A 15,168-nucleotide genomic window follows, 5' to 3' on the forward strand; every position below is an offset into this window, starting at 1 on the left:
GCCAGCCATTTGCACTCCTCACACAGTTCGGCGTCGCTGGTGATCCGCTGGTCAGGGCATAGCCGGGGCCTCCGGGGCAATCGAGAACGCGGAGGCCCTTGAGTGAGGCGGGCCGGAGCGCGAAGACATCCAGCAATTCATCCCCGGTGCGGCCGAAGCTCAGGATTCGAGGAAATCGCATCTGGGACTGGTGACCGGTTCAGGCGCTCACGCCGGCGCGCTGGCCTGGACTTCCAGCACCGTGGGCCCCACCCAGTAGCTGCCGGGGGCTGAGCGGGCGGCGCTCATCTCAGCCTCCGCCCGGGCGGCCTGCTCCTCGCTCCAGCGGCCCTGACGGATCAGTTCCCTGCCGTAGATCCGCACGAACCGTTCCAGCCACTGGGCCCAGGGGTCGCCGGCGCGGCCGAGCACCGGCAGCGGCTGGAGCCCATCGATACAGAAGCCGCGCTCGGCCAGCAGGGCCGGCAGCCGCCGGTTCACGTTCGGGTCACCCCCCGCTGCGCGGAAGCTGGCCATGGCGGCCTCGGCGAAGCGGCCGATGGCATCGCCGTGGGGATGCAGCGCGAAGGTCTCCCAGTGCACGTATTCATGGGCCACGAACCGGCCACCGGGTCGGAGGCTCCGGCTGAGCAGATCGAGCAGCGGATCCAGCACCGGCAGAAACATCGCCAGCCAGCGGCACCAGGCCAGATCGAAACCGGTGGGGGCCAGGGAGTCACTGGCCAGGTCGTGCCGGCGCACCTCGAGCCAGGGCAGCTGCTCCCCCCCGGCGGCGGCTCGCGCCTCCTCCACATAGGCAGGGCTCTGCTCCAGGGCCAGCACACGGCCGCGGGGTCCCACCACACGGGCCAGCTCGAGGCTGCAGTCGCCCGCGCCGGCCCCCAGGTCGAGCACTCGCCAGCCATCCCTCAGTCCGGCGCGATGCCAGGCCGACCGGGCCGACGGCAGCCAGAGCTCATGCTGCCGCCGCAGGCGCTCCCGCTCCTGGGCATCGGTGCCGAGGATGTAGGTATCAGCGGCCATGGGCCCGGCTCAGCGCACAGAGGTCAGTTTCGCAGCGGCGCCTGGCTACAACGAAAGGGAACCCTCCTGAGCTGCGTCCATGCTCAGCAGGCGCACGGCAGCGATGGCGGCGGCGATGCACAGAGACTGGCAGGGCGGCCCGGTGCCCTACCCGGACCCGGCCATCGAGGTGATCGCGCCGGCGTTCCAGCGGTACGTGCTCCCCAATGCCGCCGTGGAGCGGATCCACACCGGCGCCCGCTGGACGGAGGGTCCGGTGTGGTTCGGCGATGGCCGTTACCTGCTCTGGAGCGACATCCCCAACAACCGGATGCTGCGCTGGTGCGAGGACACGGAGAGCGTGAGTGTCTTCCGCAGTCCGTCGGACTACGCCAACGGCCACACCCGCGACCGCCAGGGCCGGCTGATCAGCTGCGAACACGCCACCCGGCGCGTGACCCGCACCGAGCACGACGGATCCATCACCGTGCTGATCGACCGCTACCAGGGCCGGCGGCTGAACGCCCCCAACGACGTGGTGGTGCACCCCGATGGCCCCATCTGGTTCAGTGATCCGGGCTATGGAATCCTCGTGAACTACGAGGGCGGGCGGGCGGCGTTCGAGCTGCCCGCCAACGTCTACCGCCTCGATCAGGACACCGGTGAGGCGAGCGTGGTGGCCGACGCGATCGAGAAACCCAACGGGCTCTGCTTCTCGCCGGACTACAGCCGGCTGTACATCACCGATACGGGTGCCTCGCACAAGCCGGGCCACCCGCGCCGGATCCTCGTGTACGACGTGATCGACGGGTCGCGGCTGGCCGATGGACGGGTGTTCTGCGACATGGGGCCCGCCATGGCCGACGGCCTCACCTGCGATCTGGACGGCAATGTGTGGGCGAGTTCGGGCTGGGCCGATCCCAGCCTCGATGGGGTGGCCGTGTTCTCTCCCGGGGGAGAGCTGATCGGCCGGATCCACCTGCCGGAGGTGGCCTCCAATCTCTGCTTTGGCGGACGCCGCCGCAACCGCCTGTTCATCACGGCTGGCCAGTCCATCTATGCCGTGTACGTGGAAGCCCAGGGGTTGCCCTTCCCTTAGACGTCGCAACCGATTGTTTTCCCCCCCAACCAGCCGATGCCCACCCTTCTCGCCTTCGGCGCTCACCCCGATGACATCGAGATCGGTTGCGGCGGCACCGTGCGCAAACTGATCGAGCAGGGCTGGCGTGCCGTGCACGTGTGCGTCACCTCCGGGGAGGCCGGCAGCAGCACCATCGATCGGGCCACACTGGCGGCCACCCGCGAGCAGGAAGCGCGCCGCGCCGCGGCGGTGCTGGGTTCCGAGCGTGTGGAGTTCCTGCGCGCGCCCGATGGGCTGACGCAGTACTCGCGGGAGCAGAAGATCGCCGTGATCGATCTGATCCGCGCGGTGCGCCCGGAGATCCTGTTCGTGCATGCCAGCAGCGACGCCTTCCCGGATCACCGCGTGGTCCACGAGCTGGTGATGGCCGCCGTGGCCGGCGCCGCGGGGCCCTGGTATCAGGAAGCCAGCGGAGAGCCGCACATGCCGCCCACGATCCTCGGTTACGAGGTGTGGCATCCCCTCAGCAGCCATCAGCTGGCGGTGGACATCACTGCCACGGTGGAGCGGAAGCTGGACGCCCTGCGCTGCCACCGGTCCCAGATCGAGCCCACCCACTACGACGAAGCCTTTCTCGGGCTGGCGCGCTACCGCGGCGTGATGAGCTTTTCAGGCACCTATGCGGAGGTGTTCGAGGTGCTGCGCACCTCCCCGAACATGCCTGCAGGGCTGGCCTGAACCGCATCGCCGCTGATTCATGTTGTCGCAGCTTCCCCCCCGGACCTCCGTGCTCGTGGTGGGTGCCGGCCCCACCGGCCTGCTGCTGGCGGCGGAGCTGCAGCGCCGGGGCGTGCCCACCCTGCTGATCGATGCCCGGGCCCAGGCGCTGCACTGGGACCGCGCCACGGTGATCCATGCGCTGTCGCTGGAGCTGTTCGAGGCGCTGGGGCTGGAGGAGGCCTTCCTGGCGGCCGGCTGCCGCCAGCGCCGCCTCCTGATCCATGCCGAAGGCCGCCGGCTGGGGGAGGTGGACCTGGCCGGCAGCGGCAGCCGCTACGGCTTCAACCTCGGCCTCTCCGAGGAGGTGACCGAGTCAATCCTCACGGGCCATCTCGAGCGCCACGGCGGCAGCGTGCAGCGCTCCTGCAGGCTGCAGGGCCTCCAGCCCCATGACGGCGGCGTGACCGCCACGATCGCCTGCGGCGAGCAGGAACAGACCGTGGAGGCCCGCTGGCTGGTGGGCTGTGACGGCCTGCGCAGCACCACCCGCGAGCTGAGCGGCATCGGCTTCGAGGGTCATGCCATCCCACGAGCCTGGGCCGTGTTCGATGCCGTGGTGGAGGGCTGGGCCGATACCTACGAGGCCAACGCGGCCTACCTCGACACCTCGCCGCTGATCCTCACGGCCCTGCCCGGGCAGCGCTGGCGGGTGTACATGCGGCCCGCTACCGAGCAGAGCGATCTGGTGTCGGAGGCCACCGCTGCGCTGAGGCGCTACCTGCCTTCAGCCCGCTTCCACGACGTGGAGAACCCCAGCCGCTTCCACTGCCACACCCGCGTGGCCAGCGTCTTCCGGGCCGGGCCGGTGTTCGTGGCCGGCGATGCCGCCCACGTGTGCTCCCCCGCCAAGGGCCACGGCCTGAACTGCGGCCTGCAGGATGCCGCCAACCTGGCCTGGAAGCTGGCCCTGGTGCATCACGGTGTGGCGGGCCCGGCCCTGCTCGACAGCTACGAGCAGGAGCGCAGGCCGGTGGCCGAGCAGGTCACCCGCTCCAGCGATGCCGCTGACCAGGCCCAGCTGCTCGAGAGGAGCGGCGAGCGAGCCGCGCGCGACCGGGTGATCGCCGCGATGCTGGCCGATCCGGCGTCCCGCGCGCAGGAGGCGGTGGCGGAAGCGGAGCTGAACGTGAACTACGCAGGCTCGGCGATCACCGCCGGCAGCGAGAAACCACCCCTCGGCGCCGGACAGCGGCTGCCCACCACGATCGCCCTGCCGCCCGGGGCCGGTGCCGCCCATCTGCACCAGCTCACCCACCGGCGCGGCCACACGCTGCTGCTGCTCGCCGGCCCCGAGGCCGATCCGGAGGCACTCGCGGAACTGCGGGCCCAGCTGAAAGAGGCCGACACGGCGGCTTCACGGCTGGTGGAGGCCGTGGAGTCCATACGGCTGGAGGAGAGTTCCGGGCTGGGCCTCGGCCCCCTCACCCTGCTGGCGGTGCGGCCCGACGGCTTCATCGGCCTGAGGGCCGACACCGACCACCGCGAGGCGCTGGGACAGTACCGGCAGCTGGTGCTGGGCCGATGATCCGAGCAACGGGATGCACATGCACAGCCGTGCCTTCAACCCTTCGCCCCCGACATGGATGCCCTTCCGGTCAGCGAGGCCACTGGCTGGCCGTTCGCCTCCCGGATCCGATCCACCAACCAGGACGGCCAGCCTGTCGGAGTGATGCATGCCTGCGGGCAAGACACCCACATGGCGGCCTGGGTGGCCACGCTGCGCCGTCTTGCCTCGGTGAGGCGTGATTGGTCGGGCACGCTGATGATGATCGCTCAGCCGGCCGAGGAACTCGGGCGCGGGGCGGGGATGATGCTTGACGACGGCCTCTTCCGGCGCTTTCCGAAGCCGGATGTGGTGCTGGCGCTGCAGACCCTGGTGAGCCGGGAGATCAATCCCCTGGAGTCCGCGGTGGTGAGCGTGGGCAGCTTCACGGCCGGAGATCCGGCAGCAGCTGCTGGAGGGCATTGCCCGCATTGCCAGAGGCGAAGCCATCGCCGCCGGCGTTGCCGAGGATCGGATGCCGGAGGTCACGATCACGAAGGACTCCACTCCCGCCACCTACAACACACCCGAGCTTGTGCAGCGCTTCCGGATGCTGGTGGTGTCCAGGGTCGGCAAGGACAGGATTCTTGCCGTGGAACCGGTGATGGCCGGAGAAGAGTTCGGCGGCTATCGCCCACGTTGGCCAGGCCGAGGTTGCGGGTGCTCTCCGCCTCGTTGCGAGCCGGATCGATCATCGCTGCCGCGGCGATCGGCTGGGTGCCGGACGTGAAGCCGTTGATGGCCCGCGATGCCACCAGCAACGGGAAGCTCCGCAAGGGGATCGGGAGGTTGCCTCCGGCAGGAAACCTGAGCCGGCCTTGAGGAGCAGCGTGTCGAAGATCGGGAAGGCCGGCCCCTGGCCCATCACATCCACGATGCACACCACCATCAGGGCAGGCACGGCGAGCCTGAGTGACGGGTTCGAGGGCCTGGGGATGGCGGCGTCGCTCATGCCCACGATGGGGGGTGGGTTGGTTGCATCGTGGCAACGGCCGTGGACCCGGCATCGAGCGGGGAAGTGCTTTGGGCGGGGTGCCGCACCGGCGCGCCGTGGATACGGTGAAGGGATGCGATCGCCATCCGGTCGGCCTGGTGTGGCGTCTCCCCTGCGTGCCCGTGAGCGAACCTGACCCCTCGGCCATCCTGGCCATCGCCAGCGGTTATGGCGTGTCCAAGGCGCTGCTCACGGCCGTGGGGCTCGGGCTGCACACGCGGCTGGCGGCCGGGCCGATGACGTGCGAAGAGATCGCCGACGCCTTCGAACTGCAGCCCCGGCCAGCCCGCGACTTCCTCGATCTGCTGGTGTCGGTGGACATGCTGGCCCGCGAGGGCGACGGGCCCCAGGCGCTCTACGGCAATACGCCAGCCACCGCAAGATTTCTGGATCGCGGCCAGCCGGAGTACATCGGCGGGCTGCCGGAGATCTGGGAGCTGCGCGACTACCGCTTCTGGGCCGACCTCACCGAAGCCCTGCGCACCGGCCTGCCACAGAACGAGGCGAAGCATGCCGGCACACCGTTCTTCGAGGCGATGAACGCCGATCCGGAGCGGCTCGAGGCCTTCATGAACGCCATGAACGGCTCCTCGCTCTGCAACTTCCAGGCCCTGGCGAGGGCGTTCCCCTTCAGCTCCTACGACACGCTGACCGACATCGGCGGAGCCGATGCGCTGCTCTGCCGTGAGGTGGCCGCCGTGCACCCCAGCATCCGCTGCGTGAGCTTTGATCTGCCCCCCGTGACGCGGATCGCCGAGCGCCGGATCGCTACAGCCGGCCTGGAGGAGCGGATCCGCGCCGTGTCCGGCGATTTCTTCGTGGATCCCTGGCCGCCGGCGCAGCTGATCACGATGGGGATGATCCTGCACGACTGGAACCTTGAGCGGAAACAGACCCTCATCCGCAGGGCCTTCGAGGCGTTGCCGGCAGGGGGCGCGCTGATCGCGATCGAGGCGTTCATCGACGACGCCCGCCGCCGCAACAGCTTCGGGCTGTTCATGTCCCTGATGATGCTGATCGAGTTCGGCGACGCCTTCGACTTCACCGCGGCTGAGTTCCGCCAGTGGTGCTCTAATGCCGGCTTCAGCCGCTTCGAGACGATCCCGCTGGAGGGACCCTCCAGCGCCGTGGTGGCCTACAAGGATCCTGGCTGAGGTCGATCGGCCCCCAGGGTGGGCAGGAACCGCGGCGGCCGCCGGTTACGGGTGGCCTGCTCGAAGGCATGGGCGTAGCCCAGCAGCTTGCTGTCCTGCCAGGCGCCGGCGAAGAACGACAGCCCCACGGGCAGGCCGTGCACAGAACCGGCGGGCACGGAGATCTGGGGATAGCCCGCCACAGCCGGCGGCGTGGAGCAGCCACCCGGAAGGATGTGATCGCCCACCAGCGAATCGATCACGCAGGGCTCCGCCATCACCTGCCGGCAGGCCTGCTCCCCCGGATCGCTCTTGGCCTGCGCCTGCTCGATCACCGCATCGGTGGCTTCGTGCTGCCCGAAGCATTCCCGCGCCACGCCCTGACGGGCACCTTGCAGCGCCGCCGGATCGAGGAAAGCGAGGTAGTCCGGCGGGCGGTGGTCGTCGGCGGGCTCAGTGGCGGGGTCGTCCGGGTCGCGGCCCGCCAGCACATTGAGCAGCACGGCACCCGCCTGCCGCAGCCGCTGCACCACGAAGGCATCGCGGCCGGAAATGTTCCCCACCAGGGCCAGGGAGCCGGCGGTGGTCATCATCCGGTCGGCAGTGTCGAGGCTGTCCTTCACGAGCACGGGGTGCTCCACATCAAGGGCTCTGGCGATCGCCTCGGCGTCGGGATTGATCTCGATCACCGAGCGCAGCGTGGTCCCCGTGGCATCGATCGCCCCGATGCGCTCGAGACAGTCCTGACACACTTCCAGGGCACTGCATGAGCCCTGCGCGAAGGTGGCCTGGAGCTCGGCGATGCTGCACTCCGCCAGTTCGATGCTCATGGCTTGCGGATGGTCAGGACGGCGGCGTGGGGCCCGGTGGGTTGTCTGGCTAGCTGGGAGCCGCTGGGTTGGTGGTGACCAGGGCTGGATGCAGAACGGTGTGCTGCACCAGCGGTCGCAGAATGCCCGAGCCAAGTTCTTTCCCCTCATGCCACTCCGTCGCGCCCTCAGCCTCGCTGCCCTCGGCGCCGGCTGCATCGCCGGAGCCCTCGCTCTCCAGAACCCGGTCGCCGCTGACCAGAGCGTGGACTGCTGGATGAACACAACCCAGCAGACCTGCACGACCAAACCCTGGGGCAGGGGGGGCTTCGAGATCACCTTCAGCCGTGGTGCGATCTTTCGCTTCGTACCGGCCGGCCCTCCCACCACCGACAGGCGCCCGATGCGCGATGAGCAGGGCCGCCTCTGGCTGATGAGCGGCCACCACAGCTTCGAGCTGATCGAACAGGGTGGGGATGGCAACCGGATCTCGGTGTCGAGCCTGCGCAGCAAGGCCGCCCCGGCGGTGAATCACCAGGCCCACAGCAAGGTGAAGCTCAGCGGCCACGGCCAGCCCACCGTGACCCTCTATGCCAAGCCGAACTACGGCTCAGCGATTGCCGGCATGGGCGTGTCGGGCGAAACGCTCGACAAACTCGAGTGCACCTCCAACAGCCAGGGCACCTGGTGCAGGGTGGGCTATCCCGGCCAGAGCGGCCGTGTGCTCTGGGCGCCCAGCGGGTCGCTGATCTTCCTCGGCGACGGAGAGTGACGATCGGCCAGCTCGCCGTGAGCGGCTATCGCTCCCTGCAGAACGTGGTGCTGCCGCTGGATCGGCTGACGCTGGTGAGCGGAGCCAACGGCAGCGGCAAGAGCAACCTTCACCGGGCCCTGGGGCTGATCGTGGCCGCCGCCCGCGGCGAGCTGGTGGGGGCCCTGGCCCGGGAGGGGGGCCTGCCGGCGGCGCTGTGGGCAGGACCGGAACGCCTGAGCCGGGCGATGCGCCGCGGCGAGCAGCCCGTGCAGGGCGGCCCGCGCAAGCAGGCGGTGCGCCTGCGGCTGGGTTTCTCAGCCGATCCCTTCTCCTATGCGATCGAACTGGGCTATCCACAGGAGCGGCACACGGCCTTCGCCCTGGATCCGGCCCTGAAGGGGGAATGGATCTGGGCCGGCGCCAGCTTCCACCCCCGCGCGGTGCTCAGCCGCGGCGGCGGCCAGCAGCACCCCGACCGCAGCCTGTTCCAGAGCGGCGCCGACCCGCAGGAGCAGCCCGAGCTGCACGTGCTGCGCGAGCAGATCCTCAGCTGGCGCTTCTACGACAGCTTCCGCACCGATGCCGGCGCGCCCGCCCGGCAGCCGCGCGTGGGCACCCGCTGCTTCGCCCTGGCCGGCGACGGCGGCGACCTGCCGGCGGCGGTGCAGACGATCCTGGAAAACGGCGACGGCAGCGGCCTGCAGCAGGCGGTCGCCGATGCCTTCCCGGGTTGCCATCTCAGTGTGGGCACCGAGGCGGGACTGTTCCGGCTGCGCTTCCATCAGCCGGGCCTGCTGCGTCCGCTGGAGGCCGCCGAACTGTCGGACGGCACGCTGCGCTACCTGCTGCTCACCGCGTCGCTCTTCAGCCCCCGGCTGCCGCCGCTGCTGGTGCTCAACGAACCGGAGGCCAGCCTCCACCCCGACCTGCTGGCACCGCTGGCGCGGCTGATCGAGGCAGCGGCGCAGCGCACCCAGGTGTGGGTGATCGCCCATGCGCCACAGCTGATCCAGGAGCTTGCCGCGTCGGAGCTCTGCCGTCATGTGGTGCTGCAACGGGAGCTGGGGGCCACGGTGGTGGAGGGTCAGACCACCCTGGAGCGGGGCGCCTGGCGCTGGCCGTCGTTGACTGGGGTCTGACGAGGCCGGCGGGGATGTCGAGAGTTGGGGCTGAGCGGATCTGCCCGGTGCGTCTGCTGCCGCTGGCCCTGTTGCTCGCCGCTGCTGTCGCCGCGCCACCGGCGCAGGCCGACAGCACGGAGGCCACCTGCATCCTCAGCCGTCACGATCACACCGTGCCGGTGGAGGAGGGGCCGTGCACGTTCAGCCAGCGGCAGGGCAATGTGAACGTGCGCTTCGGATCCTGGGCCTTCAGCTTCCCCAGCGCCGAACAGGGCCGCACCTACCAGCGCCGAGCCACCGGCACGGGTCTCCGCTTCCAGCGGGAGGGGCAGTACACGCTGCAGGTGGTGTGGCCCACGGCCCCGGCGGCGACCCCCAAACCGAAGGGCTGGGAGGGCGACAATTTCTTCCTGGGCCGCTGGCAGGGGCAAAGCACGGCCGGCCGGGCGGTGATCGATGTGCTCACGGTGGAGCCGAACCGGATCCGTTGGGGTAACAAGGCCAACGGCATCTGCGACAGCGACTACAGCGTGGAGAACCTCCCCTGGGGCCGCAATGGCCGCTATCCCGATCAGTTGGTGCCGCCCAGCCAGCCGACGGATCTGGTGTTCGGAGTGGCCCGGCTCACGCTCAGGCCCGGACCCTGCAGCACGGGGGATGCGGTGATCCAGCTGGCGATGCCACTGGATGGCTCCAGCGCCCTGGAGGTGGTGACCTACGACGCCAGTGGCCAGGTGATCGGCAAGTTCGGCGCCTTCGAGCGGCTTCCCGCAGCTGGGCGGTGACGATCCAGATCTCACCGCTCAACCGCCAACCCCGCGGTCATGCCAACCCCATCACGAGCGAATTGTGTGGCTGGGTGCGTCATCGCGCGGAAAGCAGAACGCCGTCGCTCCAGCAGATCGGAGACACCCCCGTACACACGTCGGGGCTGGTCCTGTGGAAGCGCTGCCAAGCCGCGTGTTCATGAACGGCAACAGCCAGGCCCTGCTTCAGGCACTCAGCGGCTTTGATGCCGAGGTCGTGGAGGCTCTGGAGCAGCAGCAGGCCGAAAAGCTGCCGGTGCAGGAGCGCGAGGCGTTGTGATCCACCTCCTCCACACCAACATCCTCATCTACCTGAGCAAGAATCCTCCGCCCCAGGTTGCCGAGCACATCGACGCCCTCAGTGAGAACGACACGCTGGCCATGTCGTTCATCACCTGGGCCGAACTGTTGCGCGGAGCGGAAGGCAGCCTGCACCGGAACGCCACCCCGCGGCTCCTGCAGACCCTGGCCCGGCAGGGACCGGTTCTCTATCCCCAGGGTCCAGGCATTTGCGAGCACTACGCCATTCAGGCCACGGCCCTGAAACGACGGGCCACGCCCATCGGCGCCCATGATCTCTGGGCTGCCTGAGACCGATGTCCATGCTGGAGCCTTGATCAGCCCAGAACCCCGCTGCCAGGCCAAGCCACAGCCCGGCATCCAGGCCGCCGGAATCTCCCGCCCGGCGCCGGCAGAGTTCAAGCTCGAACCCATCCTCAACCGCCGTGCCACCGATGGCGGCAGGCTCGCCAGGATGAGGACCTCAACGTCAGGGCCATGCCCAGGCCGCGCCACACCCGAGAGACCCGTGCCGACAACAGTCCCATCAGCAGTGCCGACAGCAGCGCCGATCACAACGGCGACAACCACGTTCGCAGAGTTTGCCCAACGGGCTGATTATTCGCTGATGGATTCCCTGCAGGCGGATCCTCAGGCCACCGGCGATGGCCACGATCACCGGCCCCGCCAGGTGTTCTCCGGTCATTACGTGCCGGTGACGCCAACCCCGATTCCAGCGCCGGAGTACGTGGCGCACAGCAGAACCCTCTTCAACGAACTGGGCCTGAGCGATGAGCTGGCCCACGACGAACACTTCCGCCGTCTGTTCTCCGGCGACATCACCGTGGCGCGGGAGCCGATGCGACCGGTTGGCTGGGCGACCGGTTATGCCCTCTCGATCTACGGCACCGAATACATCCAGCAGTGCCCGTTCGGCACCGGTAACGGCTACGGCGATGGCCGGGCCATTTCCGTGTTCGAGGGCGTCTTCAACGGCCGGCGCTGGGAGATGCAACTGAAAGGTGGAGGTCCGACGCCGTACTGCCGTGGCGCCGATGGACGCGCCGTGCTCCGCTCCAGCGTGCGCGAGTTTCTGGCGCAGGAGTTCATGCACGCCCTGGGGGTTCCCACCTCACGCTCCCTGACGCTTTATGCGTCCCGATCCGAAACGGTGCGCAGGCCCTGGTACTCCCCGAACTCCAGGTCCCTCGATCCCGACATCCTGGTGGACAACCCGGCGGCGATCACCACCCGCGTGGCGCCATCGTTTCTGCGGGTGGGCCAACTGGAGCTGTTCGCCCGTCGCGTACGCAGCGGTGCGCATCCGGAGGCTCTGAACGAGCTGCGGATGATCGTGATGCACCTGATCGAGCGGAACTACCGGCCGGAGATCGATCCGGGTCTGGAGTTCAGCGATCAGGTGGTTGAGCTGGCGCGGTTGTTCCGCTCACGGCTCACCGCCCTGGTGGCCCACTGGATCCGCGTGGGCTACTGCCAGGGCAATTTCAACAGCGACAACTGCGCCGCCGGTGGCTACACCCTCGACTACGGCCCCTTCGGATTCTGCGAACTGTTCGATCCCAGATTTCAGCCCTGGACCGGCGGCGGTGAGCATTTCAGCTTCTTCAACCAACCGGTGGCGGCCGAAGCCAACTACCAGATGTTCTGGGCCGCCATCAGGCCGCTGCTCGCAGAGAACACGCAGGCCCTGGCGCGGCTGGATCAGATCCGGGAGGGCTTCGCCGAAGCGATGCAGCAGGAGCTTGAGGTCATGTGGGCCAGGAAGCTCGGCCTGAGCAGTTATGACGCCGCGCTGGTGAACGAGCTGCTGGAGCTGATGGTGCTCTCCAAGGTGGATTACACGATCTTCTTCCGCCGGCTCTCTGACATCCCCGAGCAACTCTCAGCTCTGAAGGAGAGCTTCTATCTGCCGAGTTCTGAAGAACTTGATGCGCAATGGACCCGCTGGCTGAAGCGCTGGCGTGATCAGATCACGGCCAACGGCGACCTCGGCGAGACATCCGCCGCGATGCGACGGTTGAACCCGGCCGTGACCTGGCGCGAATGGCTGATCGCACCGGCTTATGAACAGGCGGCGGAGGGTGATTTCAGCCTGATCCAGGAGCTGCAGGAAGTGTTCAGCCATCCCTACGACGAGCCATCAGCGGAGGTGAAGGCGACGTACGACCGCCTGAAGCCCAGGGAATTCTTCAACGCCGGAGGTGTGTCCCACTACAGCTGTTCGTCGTGAGCCGATGAACCGCTGAACCCATCCCAGAACGCAGCTCTCGGTCCGCGGAAATCCGAGACGTGGACGGCAGCACCCGCGAGCCTCGCGCGGTGGGGTGGATGCTGCGCTGCCCGGTGGAGGCGGCGGCGGTGGTGGTGCTGCGGCCCGCCACGCCGATGGGTATGTGGCATACCCCTTGGGCATCCACGGAGTGGCTGTGGGCCAGGGTGACACTTATGACGAAGCGCTGGAGGATGTGCGCTCCGCGATCGCTTTGCCTCCATGGCCTCAAAGGCGTCAAGCAGGCGTTTCAGCGCCTCCCTTCGCATTTCAGAGTTCCAGGAGAAGCCGGCGTGAGGCGTCCACGTCTTTGCGGAAATAGGGATTGTGGATCATGGATTCCGTGAGGAGATCCACCGGACGGCCGAAGAGGACTTCTAATTCATCGGCGAAGGAACAGAAGCGTCGGGCGTAGCCCGGTTCCCTTTGGCCCGTCATAGTCACGATGAAATCCAGGTCACTGCTGGCAGGGTCAAACAGGCCCTTTGCCGCCGAGCCGAACACTTCGAGACGATCCACGCCGTAGCGGTTGCACAGGTGCCTGAGCGGCTCCAGCCGATCGGCCAGCAAGGGCAGCAGCGGGGCAACCGTGTCCATGGGGTCAGGCTAACGGGGCCCGGGTTTCCTTCAAACCGCCAACGCCATGACCGGCAGCCAAGCCGCCGGAATCTCCCGCTCCAGCCGCCAGCGAATCGCCATCGGTCGCTCCCCTTCGTGGCTCTCGTACCTCGCAAACCCCAGGCAAACAAACGGCTCGGTGACCGTGCCCTGCCGGCGCTGTTCCCGCACAAACAGCAGCACCCGCGACCCCAGCGCCTCGTGGTGGATGGTGCGCTGCCCGGTGGATGAGGCTTCCCGCGTGGGGTCTGGCTCTCCCAGCGGAACTCTCACGGAGAGATGGCGTAGTCGTTGTAGCGGGTGGTGGGGGAGAACAGGCGCTCGGACTACTTGAGGGTGATGAACAAGACGTCGCACTTGGTGGCTTCATCAAGGAAGCCCCCTCGCGTTCAGGGGTGGTCGTGCCCCTCCGGAGCCGATCGAGGACCTCGGGCGGGCACGTGCTTCCGGCCGCTGTCCCAGGGTTGGGCCATTGCGAGCAAACCGTGTGGCTGCAAAGCACCAGAAAATGCCTTTAGGATGCCTTCAGACAACTTCTTGTTCGTCCCGCGTCTCCCATGGCCCAAGCCAGTTCCATCGTGCGTCATCCCCCTGCGGCCCTGGAGCAGAGCCTGGAGCGCCTGGGTCGCAACATCCGCACGGCCAGGTTGCGGCGTGGTTGGCGCCTGGAGGATGTGGCCAAACGCATGGGGGTGACGCGCTACACGGTGTCCGACGTCGAGAAGGGCAAGGCAGGCACCTCCGTGGCTGCCTATCTCGGGGCGCTCTGGGCTCTCGGTCTGCTCGATCAGATGTCCGAGTTGGCTGATCCGGATCGGGATGAGGAGGGCAAGGCGCTGGAGGGTGTCCGCAGCCCAAAACGGGCCCCCCGTGGTCTCCGAATGGATGACGACTTCTGACCATGACTGCTGAGCAGGAGTGCTTCGTCTATGTGGTGCCGCCGGGAGCAACGGAATTCGTCACGGCCGGGGGGTTCAAGCTCAAGAAGGATCGCCAGGGACGTCCGGTCGGTGCGTTCGTGTATGGCCGCCGCTACCGGGAGCGCCCCGATGCCGTGGAGCTCGACCCGGTGGAGTTGAGGCTGGGCGCACGCCCGTTCGAAACCGGTCGCATGGGCGGCTTCTTCGGGGCTCTGCGCGATGCGCTGCCAGATTTTTGGGGTCGACAGGTGATCGCCAGCCACTCAGGTTTGGGGGACCCCAGCGACTTCGATCTCTTGTTGCTTGGGCCAGATGATCGTGCTGGCGCCCCCCTGCGTCAGGAAAGAAGTCCGCTCGGTCTGACCCATCCACCAGGGGGCCAAACCGAGGACCATGAAACCGATCTATGACCAGGCCATGCGGGCCGAGATCCGCAATCGCATGAGCCCGCCCAACCGGGAGAGCGTGGCCGAGATCGCTCGCTCCACCGGCATCACCGCCCGGACCCTCTACAACTGGCGCAGTCAGTGGCAGAAAGAGGGCCAGCTGGTGCCGGCCACCAGCAAGCCGCCGGAGCAGTGGGGAGCATCGGACAAGCTGGCCGCTGTGATCCAGGCCGCAGGCCTCAATGGCCCCGATCTCGGCGCCTACTGCCGCGAGCGTGGGCTCTATCCCAAGCAGCTTGCCCGCTGGCGCCAGGCGGCAGAGGATGCGAATGGTCCCAGCGCACCGACCATGACCGACCACAGGGATCTACAGCGCAAAAACCAGGAGCAGGCCCGCCAGATCCGGCGCCTGGAACGTGAGTTGCAGAAGAAAGAAAAAGCTCTTTCGGAGGCAGCAACATTGCTGTAGCGGAACGCTTCCGCGAAGCGGTTGCTCTCAAAAAAGCTCGATCAGCTTTGGCTGCGAGAAGAGGAGTCCTGATTCCGCCAGAGCAGAGAAATAAGGCCATGGAGTTTCTCTATGAAGGCCTCAATGCAGGAGCTTCCATCAAGGCTGTTGCTGATCTGATCGGCATCTGTTCACGCACACTGC

17 protein-coding genes and 1 pseudogene are annotated in these 15,168 nt (G+C 68.0%); 14 read left to right on the forward strand and 4 right to left on the reverse strand.

Translation table 11 applies throughout. From position 1 onward, the window contains the following. Positions 1 to 207 precede the first annotated feature (207 nt). Positions 208 to 1,023 (reverse strand): methyltransferase domain-containing protein, encoded by an 816-nt coding sequence (locus FPZ61_RS08560; RefSeq protein ID WP_185465800.1) that lies wholly within the window; start codon positions 1,021 to 1,023, stop codon positions 208 to 210. 79 nt (positions 1,024 to 1,102) lie between these two features. On the opposite strand from FPZ61_RS08560, the gene FPZ61_RS08565 reads away from it, so the two are divergent. The 5 genes from FPZ61_RS08565 (at position 1,103) to FPZ61_RS08585 (ending at position 6,554) form a co-directional block, all read left to right on the forward strand. Then, positions 1,103 to 2,101, forward strand: a complete 999-nt coding sequence (locus FPZ61_RS08565) for an SMP-30/gluconolactonase/LRE family protein (RefSeq protein ID WP_221629871.1) — start codon at positions 1,103 to 1,105, stop codon at positions 2,099 to 2,101. Between the two features lie 36 nt (positions 2,102 to 2,137). Continuing rightward, positions 2,138 to 2,821 (forward strand): PIG-L deacetylase family protein, encoded by a 684-nt coding sequence (locus FPZ61_RS08570; RefSeq protein ID WP_185465802.1) that lies wholly within the window; start codon positions 2,138 to 2,140, stop codon positions 2,819 to 2,821. Positions 2,822 to 2,840: 19 nt separating this feature from the next. Then, positions 2,841 to 4,388 carry an FAD-dependent monooxygenase gene (locus FPZ61_RS08575; protein ID WP_185465804.1) on the forward strand — a complete coding sequence of 516 codons (1,548 nt, stop codon included), beginning with the start codon at positions 2,841 to 2,843 and terminating at the stop codon, positions 4,386 to 4,388. A 54-nt stretch (positions 4,389 to 4,442) separates the two neighbouring features. Next, positions 4,443 to 5,228: a M20/M25/M40 family metallo-hydrolase gene (locus tag FPZ61_RS08580; protein WP_221629872.1), complete on the forward strand. Its 786-nt coding sequence runs from the start codon at positions 4,443 to 4,445 to the stop codon at positions 5,226 to 5,228. A gap of 210 nt (positions 5,229 to 5,438) precedes the next feature. Continuing rightward, on the forward strand, positions 5,439 to 6,554 hold the full coding sequence (locus FPZ61_RS08585; RefSeq protein WP_370594277.1) for a methyltransferase: 1,116 nt from the start codon (positions 5,439 to 5,441) through the stop codon (positions 6,552 to 6,554). Here FPZ61_RS08585 and FPZ61_RS08590 read toward each other — a convergent pair. Further along, on the reverse strand, positions 6,536 to 7,363 hold the full coding sequence (locus tag FPZ61_RS08590) for an amidase family protein (protein WP_221629873.1): 828 nt from the start codon (positions 7,361 to 7,363) through the stop codon (positions 6,536 to 6,538). The two genes, FPZ61_RS08585 and FPZ61_RS08590, sit on opposite strands and share 19 nt — an antisense overlap. A gap of 148 nt (positions 7,364 to 7,511) precedes the next feature. On the opposite strand from FPZ61_RS08590, the gene FPZ61_RS08595 reads away from it, so the two are divergent. From FPZ61_RS08595 to FPZ61_RS08620, 6 genes are all read left to right on the forward strand, one after another. Then, positions 7,512 to 8,114, forward strand: a complete 603-nt coding sequence (locus FPZ61_RS08595) for a hypothetical protein (protein WP_185465806.1) — start codon at positions 7,512 to 7,514, stop codon at positions 8,112 to 8,114. Next, positions 8,111 to 9,235, forward strand: a complete 1,125-nt coding sequence (locus FPZ61_RS08600) for an AAA family ATPase (RefSeq protein ID WP_185465808.1) — start codon at positions 8,111 to 8,113, stop codon at positions 9,233 to 9,235. The genes FPZ61_RS08595 and FPZ61_RS08600 overlap by 4 nt, the downstream gene beginning before the upstream one ends. A gap of 14 nt (positions 9,236 to 9,249) precedes the next feature. Then, positions 9,250 to 10,002 carry a hypothetical protein gene (locus FPZ61_RS08605; protein WP_185465810.1) on the forward strand — a complete coding sequence of 251 codons (753 nt, stop codon included), beginning with the start codon at positions 9,250 to 9,252 and terminating at the stop codon, positions 10,000 to 10,002. A gap of 154 nt (positions 10,003 to 10,156) precedes the next feature. Continuing rightward, the gene (locus FPZ61_RS08610; RefSeq protein WP_185465812.1) at positions 10,157 to 10,303 is read left to right on the forward strand and encodes a hypothetical protein; all 147 of its coding nucleotides are present in this window, start codon (positions 10,157 to 10,159) and stop codon (positions 10,301 to 10,303) included. Beyond that, positions 10,300 to 10,614 carry a PIN domain-containing protein gene (locus FPZ61_RS08615; RefSeq protein WP_185465814.1) on the forward strand — a complete coding sequence of 105 codons (315 nt, stop codon included), beginning with the start codon at positions 10,300 to 10,302 and terminating at the stop codon, positions 10,612 to 10,614. Before FPZ61_RS08610 ends, FPZ61_RS08615 begins: the two co-directional genes overlap by 4 nt. A gap of 316 nt (positions 10,615 to 10,930) precedes the next feature. Beyond that, entirely contained in the window at positions 10,931 to 12,553 is a 1,623-nt protein-coding gene (locus tag FPZ61_RS08620; RefSeq protein ID WP_255441483.1) for a YdiU family protein, read from the forward strand. A 309-nt stretch (positions 12,554 to 12,862) separates the two neighbouring features. Here FPZ61_RS08620 and FPZ61_RS08625 read toward each other — a convergent pair whose 3' ends face one another. Next, on the reverse strand, positions 12,863 to 13,189 hold the full coding sequence (locus FPZ61_RS08625; RefSeq protein ID WP_185465816.1) for a nucleotidyltransferase family protein: 327 nt from the start codon (positions 13,187 to 13,189) through the stop codon (positions 12,863 to 12,865). 30 nt (positions 13,190 to 13,219) lie between these two features. Continuing rightward, positions 13,220 to 13,563 (reverse strand): annotated as a pseudogene (locus FPZ61_RS08630) (DUF3427 domain-containing protein); the annotation flags it as partial. A 204-nt stretch (positions 13,564 to 13,767) separates the two neighbouring features. Between FPZ61_RS08630 and FPZ61_RS08635 the strand changes: the two are divergent. The 3 genes from FPZ61_RS08635 to FPZ61_RS08645 are packed head-to-tail and all read left to right on the forward strand — an operon-like array spanning position 13,768 to position 14,985. After that, positions 13,768 to 14,109 carry a helix-turn-helix domain-containing protein gene (locus FPZ61_RS08635; RefSeq protein WP_185465818.1) on the forward strand — a complete coding sequence of 114 codons (342 nt, stop codon included), beginning with the start codon at positions 13,768 to 13,770 and terminating at the stop codon, positions 14,107 to 14,109. A 2-nt stretch (positions 14,110 to 14,111) separates the two neighbouring features. Beyond that, on the forward strand, positions 14,112 to 14,540 hold the full coding sequence (locus FPZ61_RS08640) for a HipA N-terminal domain-containing protein (RefSeq protein WP_255441484.1): 429 nt from the start codon (positions 14,112 to 14,114) through the stop codon (positions 14,538 to 14,540). After that, positions 14,524 to 14,985 (forward strand): transposase, encoded by a 462-nt coding sequence (locus tag FPZ61_RS08645; RefSeq protein ID WP_185474801.1) that lies wholly within the window; start codon positions 14,524 to 14,526, stop codon positions 14,983 to 14,985. Before FPZ61_RS08640 ends, FPZ61_RS08645 begins: the two co-directional genes overlap by 17 nt. Positions 14,986 to 15,168: the final 183 nt, after the last annotated feature.

Source organism: Synechococcus sp. BSA11S (assembly GCF_014224355.1).
GTDB lineage: Bacteria > Cyanobacteriota > Cyanobacteriia > PCC-6307 > Cyanobiaceae > Regnicoccus_A.

Excerpts from the sequence above, each read along its gene's own strand:
- FPZ61_RS08560 (WP_185465800.1), bottom strand. The coding sequence starts at position 1,023 with ATGGCCGCTGATACCTACATCCTCGGCACCGATGCCCAGGAGCGGGAG.
- FPZ61_RS08565 (WP_221629871.1), top strand. The coding sequence starts at position 1,103 with ATGCTCAGCAGGCGCACGGCAGCGATGGCGGCGGCGATGCACAGAGAC.
- FPZ61_RS08570 (WP_185465802.1), top strand. The coding sequence starts at position 2,138 with ATGCCCACCCTTCTCGCCTTCGGCGCTCACCCCGATGACATCGAGATC.
- FPZ61_RS08575 (WP_185465804.1), top strand. The coding sequence starts at position 2,841 with ATGTTGTCGCAGCTTCCCCCCCGGACCTCCGTGCTCGTGGTGGGTGCC.
- FPZ61_RS08580 (WP_221629872.1), top strand. The coding sequence starts at position 4,443 with ATGGATGCCCTTCCGGTCAGCGAGGCCACTGGCTGGCCGTTCGCCTCC.
- FPZ61_RS08590 (WP_221629873.1), bottom strand. The coding sequence starts at position 7,363 with ATGAGCATCGAACTGGCGGAGTGCAGCATCGCCGAGCTCCAGGCCACC.
- FPZ61_RS08595 (WP_185465806.1), top strand. The coding sequence starts at position 7,512 with ATGCCACTCCGTCGCGCCCTCAGCCTCGCTGCCCTCGGCGCCGGCTGC.
- FPZ61_RS08605 (WP_185465810.1), top strand. The coding sequence starts at position 9,250 with ATGTCGAGAGTTGGGGCTGAGCGGATCTGCCCGGTGCGTCTGCTGCCG.
- FPZ61_RS08620 (WP_255441483.1), top strand. The coding sequence starts at position 10,931 with ATGGATTCCCTGCAGGCGGATCCTCAGGCCACCGGCGATGGCCACGAT.
- FPZ61_RS08625 (WP_185465816.1), bottom strand. The coding sequence starts at position 13,189 with ATGGACACGGTTGCCCCGCTGCTGCCCTTGCTGGCCGATCGGCTGGAG.
- FPZ61_RS08635 (WP_185465818.1), top strand. The coding sequence starts at position 13,768 with ATGGCCCAAGCCAGTTCCATCGTGCGTCATCCCCCTGCGGCCCTGGAG.
- FPZ61_RS08640 (WP_255441484.1), top strand. The coding sequence starts at position 14,112 with ATGACTGCTGAGCAGGAGTGCTTCGTCTATGTGGTGCCGCCGGGAGCA.
- FPZ61_RS08645 (WP_185474801.1), top strand. The coding sequence starts at position 14,524 with ATGAAACCGATCTATGACCAGGCCATGCGGGCCGAGATCCGCAATCGC.